The sequence below is a fragment of the Heliomicrobium gestii genome (assembly GCF_009877435.1).
In the GTDB taxonomy this organism is placed as follows: Bacteria; Bacillota; Desulfitobacteriia; order Heliobacteriales; family Heliobacteriaceae; genus Heliomicrobium; species Heliomicrobium gestii.
The window spans coordinates 1-11845 of record NZ_WXEX01000024.1; the positions used below are offsets into that span (position 1 = coordinate 1).

Below are 11845 nucleotides of genomic sequence, written 5' to 3' on the forward strand. Positions count from 1 at the left end.
GATGGTGGGCGATAACGGAATCGAACCGCTGACCTCTTGCATGTCAAGCAAGCGCTCTAACCATCTGAGCTAATCGCCCGTATTCTTTTGGAGGCGGCGCCCAGATTCGAACTGGGGTATAAAGGTTTTGCAGACCTTTGCCTTACCACTTGGCGACGCCGCCATGTCGTAACGGAATTGAATCTTACCAGTAAGTCAGAGTAATGTCAATGTTATTTCTATCCATTTGAGATTTCCTTTTGAACCTTTTTGCTTAAGCTGTTGAAGATGAGTTCATGGGATTTATCCAGCATGTCTTTGACCACATCATCTGGAACATCTCCATCAAGAGATAGCGAATTCCAGTGGGTTTTATTCATGTAGTATCCGGGGACAATGTCTTTGTATTGCCTTCTCAAAAAGTCTCCGTACATCGGGTCGAGCTTAACCGTGATGATCGGTTTATTCTCCTTGTTGCATCCCTGTAAGGCGAACATCTTTCCACGAATCATGTACCGTGTGGCGTTCCATTCGACTTGAAAGTCTTTTTCGGCGCCTTTTTTGTTGAGGCAGTATTGATCGAGCCAACTGTATTTCATCGAAGCCCCCCCCTTTGATATTCCCCTAATGGGAAGGCGGCTGTGTCTACACATCCGCCAAAGCAGTTCTAACCTATATGAATACCCGTGGAGAAAATCGGAACCATGCAATACTGGTGCTGATAATGTCGGATATATTTATTTTACCTTTGTTATCATACAGAAGAAAGGAGGTTATGTAGTGGATGCGTTAAAACAGGTCAATCTTGCGATGAAGTATATTGAAGCGAATTTGGCCGGAGAGATTGACTTTTCACAGGTTGCGAGACTTGCCTGCTGTTCCGAGTATCATTTCAAGCGGATGTTTTCATTCCTATCCGGCTATTCACTGAGTGAATATATTCGTCGCAGGCGGCTTGCCTTGGCGGCCTCAGAGCTTCAAAACAGCAATGTGAAGGTGATCGACTTGGCCGTCAAGTACGGTTATGATTCGCCAGACTCATTCACCCGGGCATTTCAGGCGTTGCACGGTGTCAATCCGACGGAAGCGAGAAAGCGGGATGTCGTCTTAAAAGCGTTCCCGCCCATGACCTTTCAATTGATCATCAAGGGAGGCAACGAGATGGACTATCGCATCGTCGAAAAGGATGCTTTTCAAATCGCCGGAATCAAGAAGCGGATCACGCTGGTGTACGAGGGCGTAAACACCCAAATGAACGACATGTGGTCCAGGCTGACAGAAAAAGACTTCATCGAGTTAAAGCAGCTTTCCAATGTAGAGCCCAGAGGCGTCTTATGCGTATCGGCCAATTTCACGGAAGACCGGGCGGAAGGGACAATGCTGGATCAGTACATCGGTGTCGCCACAACGCAGACTGTCCCGGAACGCTGGACCGTATTGCCCGTTGATGCCAGCGCCTGGGCGGTGTTTACAGCCATTGGAGAGTTTCCGAAAGCGCTGCAAGATGTCTGGGCAAAGATTTATTCGGAATGGTTTCCTACCTCCGGCTATGAACTCACGGGCGGCCCGGAGATCCTTTGGAACGAAAGCAAGGATACGAGCAGCCCAAACTACAAGAGCGAAATCTGGATACCTGTGATCAAGAAATAGCCTCCACCTATTTTGCTTCCCCATCTTATTGGCTGTGAAAGCAGGGTGATCAGCGACCACTCTGCTTCTTTATCTTTTTGCCCTCGGCCTTCTTCCGATTCTCGACCGCTCGAAACTTGACGATCGCTCGAATGAGTTCATAAGGCACTGGTTTATCGAATGGAAACTGCACGGAACCCTTCGCGCTTTTATATTCCGAGAGTTCCTCCTGAAACGCCTCAATCCCGCTGGGGGCTGGGTAAAAACCGATATGCTGTTTATGGGCGGCAAAGTGCACGAGGTTTCCATTTAGATAAAAGGTCGGCATTTGATAGCTGATCTTCTCTTCCGCTTCAGGCGCCGCCTCCTGGATCACCTCTCGGAACCGGTTGAGGGTGTCTTGCACCTCGGAAGGAAATTGGGAAATGTATTCATCTATAGTTGTATAGGCGGTCTTATTTCCTTCCATGGCTTTTTCCTTTCCATGCGATTTCTTCGACCTGCTCTTTTCTCGCAACAGGCGCCCCCTGTCTTTGATTACTCGCTGCCCTTGCATGCTTGAAATATCGAGCCAATTCGCTCATGGATATCAAAGTACCCGAAAGCCATCATCATGGTGGGCTTTACCTTGAGCGCATTCGGCCTTCCGTTCTCCAAACAATCTTCATTTGCATAGGCAGCGACAATCTCACCGAGGAACATGGTAAAATCAAATATGGGAATCCTATCGATTACCTTGCAAAGATAATTCACAGGGCATTCTTTGATCATGGGCGCATTTCCTGCTTCATCATAAAAGGATTCGAAAACCTCTGATTTATCGACTTTGTGACCGGAAACAGTCCCGCAATAATCAGTTTTCTCAATCATTTCGGAGGAAGGGATATTCACACTAAAAAAGCCGTTCTCCAAAACCCCTTTGGTCGTGTAGTGGGAATTCTTGAGTGAAATATACAGCACAGGTCTTTGACTCACCACACCATAGGCGCCAAGTGTAGCATAATTGGCCTTCCCATCCACAGTGGCTCCTGCTAAGACGGCAATATACGGTCCATAGGGGATATTGGCTATTTTTGTTTTTTTCATGTTCGGCCACCTCGATTGTTGTTTTTTAGAGTATGCCCCTCGCTCCAGCCTTCAACACCCGCTTTGGGGCGCCAAGGCTTCACTCTCCACATGCCTTGAGGAGACAAAAAAGCCGCTGCCATTTTTAATACAGCGCCTTTTGCTATTCTATTTATAAAGTGGTGTTCTGTTTGTTCCGATTTCGTTGTTCCATCATCATATGATATTTCAATTCGTTCTCTCTCAGCTTTTTAATGATCACTAATTTTTCTTCTGTGTTATCGTTGCCAGCTAACCGATCGTATAATTTTCCTATGTCATTTACCAAATGCACTTCTTCTGGCGCGTAACCAGCATTCTTTAACAACATATATCCGACGCGCCTTCATTTCATATTCATTACCAGATGAGCGGAATCAACCGGTAACGTGTGTTTTGGCAATACTCGTTGTACGCCGGTAGTTTTTCTCTCAGCACTTCTTATTCGTTTTTTATCCTGAGTATTAATGACGGTATGATCAACAGGGATGGAATGATTGCCCAGTAAGATCCCAGCGCCAGAGGAGAAAACAGCGACATGAGCAACATTCCCGAATACATCGGATGGCGAACGATGGCGTAGGGGCCTGTTGTGATGACGGATTGATCTTGCTCGACCTGGATAACCGTTGAAGCGTACCTGTTTTCATTAAAGACAAAGATGATCAATATATAGCCTACGAAAACAAGAACATCCGATACAATAATCATCCATACAGGCACAGACGACCAATGAAAGCGAACATCAAAACCGGGAATGATGAATCCGAGAAAATACAATTTTAATATGGCAGGGGGTTTGCGCGTAACTTCTGTTTCCTTATAGGCTCTTCTTCTTGCCAGCAGTTCCGGACTTTTCTTCTGAAAAAATGCGGTTGTGAACATCATCAGTGCAAATAATCCACACCACCATATCCAGGCCTGCCAAAACCGAAAAGAACCCGCCGGCAGAAAGAGGATGACGCCCATCGCGATCATAATGAGTATCGGAAACAGATAGGCTTTTCGCTTGGATCGTTCCGTATCTCCCATCATTGAAACCGCCTCCGCTCCTCTTGCCTAAGACGAAAGACCTATTATGACCATGAAGCAATTCCCTATTGATGTATATGATAATAATGTTATGAATTTAGATATTTTTGAAAAAGTTGCATATGTTTCATCCGAGCCGGCGATAAAACGGTGGCTGCCATATCGTTATACACACCAGTAAGGGGTCGCTTGATCCCTTGCCGGTTGCATAACAACGCTCTCAGTTGAGGTATGGTTTTAATAAATTCTGTCGATTCCCGGGCTAGCTTTTCAATTTCCGGATCATCCTCTGTCAGTTGCGACAGTTTCGACAAACGCGCGCCTAAATCGATAGCATTTTGATATTGCTCTGGGTGAGCTTGGAAATACTCGGCTAATGCTCGAAACGTATCCCGGTGATCCTCTCCCCACTGAAAGTCATCAATCAGGCCAAACAATTTACGCTGTTGCTCGAAGAGTTCCGGGCAGGTTTGTTGGTAATTCGCAACCTGCACAGGCTTCAATATCTCTGTGATCATCTGAAAAGACGGGGAGTCGCAAATATCCTCTTCGAGTATGTCTTTGTCTTCTCTCAGTAATAATTCAATTTGGGCTAACCGTTCCTCCAGACTTTTTTTCTCGCTGAGCAGATCCATACGCAGGGTTTCCAAGACTTCTCTCAGAGTCTTGGCATCGTGTTTGTCACCCAATATTTCTTTGATCCTTTTCAGATCCAGCCCAAGGGATTTGAAATGCTTGATAAAATGCATCCGCCTGAGTTCCGCCGCCCCATATAATCGGTATCCGCCCGCAGAGCGTTCCGGTTCCGGAAGTAACCCGATCTTATGGTAGTAGATAATCGTCTTCAAAGTGCTCCCAGTCAATGTTACAAAATCGCTGATTTTTACGTGATTTCTCACCGTTATCCCCCCTTCAGCGTGATTATAAACCCCACCCTAAGGGTCGAGTCAATTTCATTCAGGGGGCTAAAAAAGAACAGGGCCTCTGCCCTGTTGGTAATGATCATCCTATCTTGGAAACATCCAGATCGGCCAAGCCTTCAATCTGTCATCCTAAGATTTCTACATACCCTTCTGTTCCATGCACGCGAATTCGTTGCCCCTCTTTGATCCGTTTGGTGGCATTTTCCACCCCGACAACCGCCGGCAAGCCATATTCACGGGCGATCACTGCGCCGTGGGTCATCAGTCCGCCCACTTCTGTGACTAGGCCTTTGATGGATACAAACAATGGCGTCCAGCTAGGGTCAGTAAAGGCGGTGATTAGGATATCTCCATCTTCCAGTTTCGCCTCTTCCATGGTTACGATGACACGTGCTCGCCCTTCGACAAATCCGGAAGAAACCGGTAGACCGACAATCGCTTCGGCGGGGAGATTTTCTCGTTTGTACTCACCGGCAATGATTTCACCATCAGAGGTGATCACACGTGGAGGCGTTAGTTTTTCATAAAATTTGTACTCCTCTTTTCGTTTGCAGATGATCGGGTAATCGAGCTTTTTCGTGTGGACGACTTCGCGAAGTTCTTCAAAGGTGAGATAGTATATGTCTTCTTTTTCCTGAATAACGTTGGCTTGTACGAGTCGTTCGGCTTCTTTCAACAACGCCTTCTTATAAACGAAATAGCGACTGACCATGCTGTATTTCGGATATTCACGATAACCGATGAAATTCCGGATTAGGCTGATCATTTCTTTTGTCTCTCCGGCTTTTTGTTCACCATCCGGTAATTGCTTCAATCGTTCGAGCAGCACTTGTTCTTTTTTCAAGGCCTCCTGTCGCCCTTGCTCAAATTTTCGATCGCTCTCATTCGGCTCAAAGTTTTTGATGTTACTGAGGATCAGGGGGACGAGCGCTGTTGGTTTTTCGCTCCAACGAGGCTTCGTAATATCGATCTCCCCGCTGCATCGCATTCCGTATTTGTTGAGATAGGCATCGATCGCGTCCCGGGTTTCCTGCCCGCCATCAAAGGCAACCAGATCATCCAAAAAGGTATCCTCTTTTACATGTTGTAAATAATCAATCACTTCGGGATACGGACGAATCACATCGGCCACATCCAATAGGGCTAGACCCATTTCCGAAGTAATATTGTTTGGGACAGATTGAGAAAGCCTGTCTGCTGCGTTTTTTTCACCTAACCACTCGTTCATTTTTTCATTGATCCATGATGAAGCGTCCATAGCCGCCATAATCACAGCCATACTTTGTCGATCAAATAACATCTTCTTTAACTGCTGGATATCTTCTAGGATAAGGTCAAATACATCTGTTCCTGATTTCGTTTGGATCTTTTGTTTCAACGCTTCTATCGATGTTCGACTCCGCTGAATCAACTCAGAAACGATGGCCGAATCGTTTTCGATTTGCGATTGAAAACCCGAAGACGGCATGCCTTGATGGCTTTTACCGGGACTCTGTTCGTTTTCATCGTTTAGAGACGATTTTATAAAATCACCTCGCTCGATAATGGTCTTCAGCGCGTCTTTGATGAGCGGATCGGATTTTCCCAAGGTATCCATGATCGTTTTTCTGCTGACCGGTGAAGCCAACATATGGGTAACATCCACAAACAACCTTCCGCCCGCGCTACCCATGGGTGCATAGGTCGTTAACAGGAAAAAAGACAATCCCAATGGTTTCATGGGATCGGTCATCATTTGTTGATGACCGACAGATACATAGATGTGATTTTTTTGATCATTCGCTTCAGGGATGGGGTATAGCGTCGTGATTGGTCGACTCTGGACAATGTAAACGGTATCATCCACCAGACACCATTCGATGTCCTGGGGGCAGCCGAAGTGTTCCTCGATCTTTCTGCCGATGCCCTCAAGATGCAAAATCTGCTCATCCGTCAGCGCTTGCCGGATCTGCCGCTCCGTCTCAATCTCCCGTTCGTGCGTACCGCCGTCGATTACGGCATACACCGCCAGCTTTTTGGTGGATATCTTCTTATCGATCACCTTGCCGTTTCGCACTTTATAGGTATCTGCGTTCACCCGTCCGGAGACCAAGGCCTCACCAATTCCGAAGCTCGCGTCGATGGATGACACCTTTCGATGCGAAGTGAGGGGATCAGCCGTAAACAAAACCCCCGCCGCCTGCGGGAAGACCATCTGCTGAACCACCACAGACAGGTGGACGTTACGGTGGTCGAAGCCATTTTGAAGGCGGTATATTACTGCCCTCTCGGTAAACAGCGATGCCCAGCATTTGCTGATGTGCTTTAGGATCGCGTCTTTCCCGATAATGTTCAAATAGGTATCCTGCTGCCCGGCAAAAGAAGCCGTCGGCAAATCCTCTGCCGTTGCACTGGAGCGTATGGCATAGGCGTCTTTTTTACCAAATTTCGCAAGATAACCTGTGATCTCTTCAACTATATCCATAGAAATCGGTAGTCTTTCGATGACCATGCGAATTTTCTTGCTCACTTGACTGACTTTTTCCCTATCTTCTACTCGAAGATGCGATAATTCATCGAATAAACCGTTGAGTTCCCGATTATTTGCAGTGAGCTTTTTATATGCTTCTGTGGTAATACAAAAACCTTGCGGTACCAGGATCCCCTCAATCTTGGATAGGTCCCCTAGGTTGGCGCCTTTCCCTCCGACAAGAGATCGCTTTGTTTTGTCAATTTCCTTAAAGTTAAGGACATATGAATACATGCCTATTCCCCTTACGCGTTTCTCGTTATGGGTGAAGTATTTCCCGTGAAGTGATTGTCTTATAATATCCACGATAAACCCAAATTATAAGCCTGTTATTAAACATTCATTATATGATACGATATAATTGGGAGAGTAATTTTGTTTTTCATAGCAAATGATGCATCCTACGCTGTAATTCCGTAAAATAAGGCTCCTCACCACTGGATGTTCTCCAGTGATGGGGAGCCTCAAAAGCTGTGTCAGTTCTCAGTTGGTTCAATACATAATGCTCGAAGCATCCCGGACGGTATACATCCCAAAATGCCTCTCTTACCAGCTTTTCGACCTCACGGTATTCATCTTTTCGTTCTAAACGAATGATATAGTCATTTTTATTCATTAATTTTTCCTCTTGATGATTGTTGTCTACAATACTGGGAGGTATGTGCGCAATGGAGCATATTTACATATAACAACTTCTTATTTTTTCAGTATTTTCTCTACCAAGCCAACATCCAGTAGGTTCACAGTTTCAAATTGTCCTTTATAAAAGGCTCCCCAATTATTGAAGACACAAGGTAGTTCTTTTGCTTTTTTAAGCGAATCAATCTGAATAAGAGAAACAGCAATGTTATTTGTTTCGCTATACTGTTTTATTTCATCAATCTTCTGAAGGATAAACGGACATTGCATACTGTAATATATAGTCAGCTCTTGATTATCGATTTGCTGTTTTTTCGCTCTCTCTGTAAATTTTGGTGTTGTTCCATCAAAAGAGAGAGCCAACAGTTCATATCCATCTTCCGTAGAATCAACAACCTCGAATCCATATTTTTTAGCAAATGCCTGATTGGAAAGCCAGTTTTTCTGTTTCTTTGCTCCAAGCATACAGATACCCGATTTCCCGTTTTCATTCGCATCCTCAATACAATAATCCATCAATGCCGTTCCATAGCTTTTACCTTTATATTCACCTAAAACCCATAAGCAGTATATGTAGTAATAGTTATCACCGACAATCGGAGTCCATGCCATTTCTAAAGGTGCATATTCAATAAACACCGTAGCTTTGGCATTCAGTTTTCTAAATACATGGCCTTCTTTTATTCTTTCGGAAAGCCACGCTCTTTTTGCTTCTACGCCGGGACTAGGCTTCTTACTACGGATAATGCAGCACAGATGCTCATTAGCAATATTCTCTGATGTTAAATTAATAAATTCATTTAACATCTTTAGTTTCTCCTTTCTCCCTGTAATGCGCTCCACTAACTCACGAAATCTAATCCACCGCCACAACCAAGAGGAAGCTTCCAAGGCCAATTGACGCTGGACCAGGTAAACGCTGACGCATACGGACACGCACTCGATAAACTCGCCGAGATCTCCCAGGAGATACTGGTCAGTCTGGTTGGGGTCACCCTGCTTCACGTCCATGCGCAAGGGATTCGTTTCGTCCATTTTGACACCACATCAAAATCCGTCCAGGACGCCTACGAAGAAGAACCCACCAGTGATTTTGATGTGAATCAAGGACACATCAAAGATCTTCGACCGGATCTCAAACAGTTCAAGATCGGCGCGGCAGTCCAAGAGAATGGACTGCCGATCATAGGGCAACTGCTGTCTGGCAATACCGCAGATGTCACATGAAACTCTGAAGCGGCCGTGGAGATGCAGAAATTCTTCACCGAAAAAGGTTATCGGGATGTCATCTTTGTGGCCGACTGCGCCCTCGTTTCCACCGAGGGGCTGAATAAACTCGCTCGACAGGACATGAGCGCCAAAATACGATTGAGATGAAGTTTCGCTTCTTAAAAAACCCGGTCATGCTGGGGCTGGTGTACTTGAAGAGCAAGCGTCGAATTGAGGCGCTGGGCTATGTCTTTGTGTTGGCGCTGATGCTGGCGTCTTAATTGGAATTTCGCGTTCGACGGGAATTGAAACAACGGGGAGAGATCCTGCTCCTTCCCGGCAAGAAGAAAACCCAAGTTCCGTCGATTACGACGATCCTCGAATACCTCAACATGATCACCGTCATCTCCATCAACGGTCACCGCCTGCTGCCGGACAATATCGTCAAGGAGGTCTTGAAGACGATTCGTTAGACGGGTTTCACGGAGGCGCTTTACACGGAGGGGCTATAATTTTGCCCCCGCTTCCCTGTTCTCAAAAAATTGAAAATGTTGAATTCCAACTCGTAGAACAAGAGCTTTGGGGGCGTCCAAAAATGGGCGTCATGAAAAAATCATCCCCATTTCTGTTTCTGGGGATGATTATGGCACGAACTGTAACCCTTTTCTATGTGGGGCAGATTAGACGCTTACCTCAATCAATTGTCGTCATAAACTTCCATAACATCAATATTTAGAGATTTCATCATCTTTTTAAATACAATAAATAAAGTTTGATCGTTATAGAGCCCTAATGGCCTATCAAATTTATGGCTTGATGCTCTATCAGTATCTATTAAAGAACCATTCGATATCTTATTACTAGCTTCTTTAATTCTTATGCTCACATAACCATGTTGACTGTTAAAACGCCAACTAAAACGATATAATGGATTTTTTGATGAAGTATCAATTTCAATAAAATCATATGAAAAATCAGAGAAATTCTCCATGATTTTCTCTCCCGTTTTAGCTGAACCTGTTAAGTACTTCCCCATAGTAACACCTCCATTCAAAGCTACTACTAATGCAAAAACGAAAAGGCTTTGGTGTGAATTCAATATTTTATATTTTAATGCTTATTAAACTAGTTAGTTGAGTAACGTATATATCTAATTTTTTCAATACATAGTCAGCCAACACATATGGTTCATTCTTATTCGTATAATGGAACTCAATACAAATTTGTTTATCCGGAAGATCTATAAAAATATCGGGTATTACATTTGGTATCCACGGGTGAGGCTTCTCATATGAGGCATTTTTTACTCCCGCATCTTCCAATGCGAGGGCTATGCTCTTGTTAAGAGCTTTATCACTTCCTACCGTGCTAATCCAATTCACAACTTTACTAAATATTGGCTCAGCCTTTTCTAAGGCTTTTCGGGTTGATCCCCCTTTTCGCTTTCCCGAAGGATAAACTTCACCTATAAGTTGGCGATACATAGGAGATCTTTTAAGTGATGATTTAGCGGCAGGCTTCTTCCTCCACGAATCAGGAGTTTTCATTGTTTCAAATAGTTTGTTCAATTCGGCATGTTCCGAATATGAAACTAGTAGTGATATGAGTGTGTTAGTAGGAATATACATAACTCTTGTTTTTAATGCGCCATAGAATGCAAGTTGTAGTCTTCTCGCATCCCATGTCCCTTTTCTCTGACTGTTATTAGATATATATTCTGAGAATCGATCAGTAATAACACTCCATGCATCCTCAATTCTTGTTGTTTTCCTTGAAAATTGTGCAACAATATCCTCAGCATTTTTATACCCAAATAAAAACCACACTTCCGTAGGTTTGGGGATTTTTCTATTTATGTCTTTCAAATATCCAGATTTTTGTTGCCAATGTGTCTTTAGCAACTTGTAATATTCTCTCAGGTTAATGTCTACTTTAGGTAGCCTTAAAACCGAATTATAAGTGTCTACAAAATCTTCATGTATAAGGTTGAAATCATCAAGTTCCTTTCCAGCATTAAGTACTGTCAACGTTCTTTTAGCTATGTCAATATATTTGTTAGTATGAGGTCCTGTAAAATTTAAGACTTCCTTATCCTTAACAAATAATGTACCGGAAACATTTTGTGCGTAACCTAACATTGCATCCACTTCATGTTTTTCAGTAACCGGCCAAATTATTAATAAAGGACTTTTTCTTAAAACTCCGTTCAAGTTTCGAAAAAAACTTTTAATATTCCCCTCTTCAAAGCCTTGCAAGTCTTCTAAGTAATCAATGATAATCGCCGTAGGACCTTTGTCTTTCTTCTCATTTGATTCAATAGAAATATTTTTAATCTCAGTAAGTAATTCTGACAAATTATTATCGCTGATTAATTGAGCAGCATCAATAGAAACGAGCTTTCTAAGCGCTATGTTGGGTCTCCATTTTAGTGAGTGGATAAATGTTGATTTCCCTGTTCCTGGCTTCCCAAGAATAAAAACTATTTTACCGGATTGCTTTGTTTCAAAGAACAGTGAATTGATTTCTAATTCCATATCGGAGTTCGGCTCAACAAATTCCATCAGCTTTAGCTCTAACTCTGTGGTAGAAAAATTATTAATCACATCTTCATACGCAATTGGAATGAGAGGCTCGTTCATGTCAATCCCCCTGGAAATAATATCTTCCTAGATTATACATTTAATGTATATGAAAGGTCAAGATAAAGCCACCCTTTCAAAGAACGGTTCAAAAATTCAAAGTATAAGAAAGTTCTCAAAAAGAGGCCTCTTCTAATTACAAAATAAGTTCACTTCTAGCCCACGTTGTTTTTTATAAGTAG

The 11845-nt window shown here is 43.6% G+C and carries 12 protein-coding genes and 2 tRNA genes; 3 read left to right on the top strand and 11 right to left on the bottom strand.

All coding sequences use genetic code 11. From position 1 onward, the window contains the following. Positions 1–2 precede the first annotated feature (2 nt). The 3 genes from GTO89_RS16570 to GTO89_RS16580 form a co-directional block, all read right to left on the bottom strand. Positions 3–79 (bottom strand) — tRNA-Val (locus GTO89_RS16570). Positions 80–88: 9 nt separating this feature from the next. Continuing rightward, positions 89–163: transfer RNA gene (locus GTO89_RS16575), tRNA-Cys, on the bottom strand. A 55-nt stretch (positions 164–218) separates the two neighbouring features. Next, positions 219–578: an MmcQ/YjbR family DNA-binding protein gene (locus tag GTO89_RS16580; protein ID WP_161263209.1), complete on the bottom strand. Its 360-nt coding sequence runs from the start codon at positions 576–578 to the stop codon at positions 219–221. Positions 579–759: 181 nt separating this feature from the next. On the opposite strand from GTO89_RS16580, the gene GTO89_RS16585 reads away from it, so the two are divergent. After that, the gene (locus GTO89_RS16585; RefSeq protein ID WP_161263210.1) at positions 760–1629 is read left to right on the top strand and encodes an AraC family transcriptional regulator; all 870 of its coding nucleotides are present in this window, start codon (positions 760–762) and stop codon (positions 1627–1629) included. Positions 1630–1678: 49 nt separating this feature from the next. Here the strand turns inward: GTO89_RS16585 and GTO89_RS16590 are convergent, their stop codons facing one another. The 6 genes from GTO89_RS16590 to GTO89_RS16615 all read right to left on the bottom strand — a co-directional run bounded on the left by GTO89_RS16590 (position 1679) and on the right by GTO89_RS16615 (position 8622). After that, entirely contained in the window at positions 1679–2077 is a 399-nt protein-coding gene (locus GTO89_RS16590; protein WP_161263219.1) for an iron chaperone, read from the bottom strand. A gap of 68 nt (positions 2078–2145) precedes the next feature. Continuing rightward, entirely contained in the window at positions 2146–2694 is a 549-nt protein-coding gene (locus GTO89_RS16595; RefSeq protein ID WP_161263211.1) for a flavin reductase family protein, read from the bottom strand. Positions 2695–3153: 459 nt separating this feature from the next. Further along, positions 3154–3744, bottom strand: coding sequence for a methyltransferase family protein (locus GTO89_RS16600; protein WP_328793939.1), 591 nt, complete (start codon positions 3742–3744; stop codon positions 3154–3156). Positions 3745–3833: 89 nt separating this feature from the next. After that, positions 3834–4643: a MerR family transcriptional regulator gene (locus GTO89_RS16605; protein WP_161263212.1), complete on the bottom strand. Its 810-nt coding sequence runs from the start codon at positions 4641–4643 to the stop codon at positions 3834–3836. A 148-nt stretch (positions 4644–4791) separates the two neighbouring features. Next, positions 4792–7410, bottom strand: a complete 2619-nt coding sequence (gene ppsA / locus GTO89_RS16610; RefSeq protein ID WP_161263213.1) for a phosphoenolpyruvate synthase — start codon at positions 7408–7410, stop codon at positions 4792–4794. 462 nt (positions 7411–7872) lie between these two features. Next, positions 7873–8622, bottom strand: coding sequence for a GNAT family N-acetyltransferase (locus GTO89_RS16615; protein WP_161263214.1), 750 nt, complete (start codon positions 8620–8622; stop codon positions 7873–7875). 90 nt (positions 8623–8712) lie between these two features. Between GTO89_RS16615 and GTO89_RS16620 the strand changes: the two genes are divergently transcribed. Both GTO89_RS16620 and GTO89_RS16625 read left to right on the top strand, forming a co-directional pair. Next, positions 8713–9042: a hypothetical protein gene (locus GTO89_RS16620; protein ID WP_161263215.1), complete on the top strand. Its 330-nt coding sequence runs from the start codon at positions 8713–8715 to the stop codon at positions 9040–9042. Positions 9043–9305: 263 nt separating this feature from the next. Then, positions 9306–9497: a hypothetical protein gene (locus GTO89_RS16625; RefSeq protein ID WP_161263216.1), complete on the top strand. Its 192-nt coding sequence runs from the start codon at positions 9306–9308 to the stop codon at positions 9495–9497. A 224-nt stretch (positions 9498–9721) separates the two neighbouring features. On the opposite strand, the gene GTO89_RS16630 is transcribed toward GTO89_RS16625, so the two are convergent. Continuing rightward, the gene (locus GTO89_RS16630) at positions 9722–10060 is read right to left on the bottom strand and encodes a hypothetical protein (protein ID WP_161263217.1); all 339 of its coding nucleotides are present in this window, start codon (positions 10058–10060) and stop codon (positions 9722–9724) included. A 67-nt stretch (positions 10061–10127) separates the two neighbouring features. Continuing rightward, the gene (locus tag GTO89_RS16635; RefSeq protein ID WP_161263218.1) at positions 10128–11663 is read right to left on the bottom strand and encodes an ATP-binding protein; all 1536 of its coding nucleotides are present in this window, start codon (positions 11661–11663) and stop codon (positions 10128–10130) included. Positions 11664–11845 lie beyond the last annotated feature (182 nt).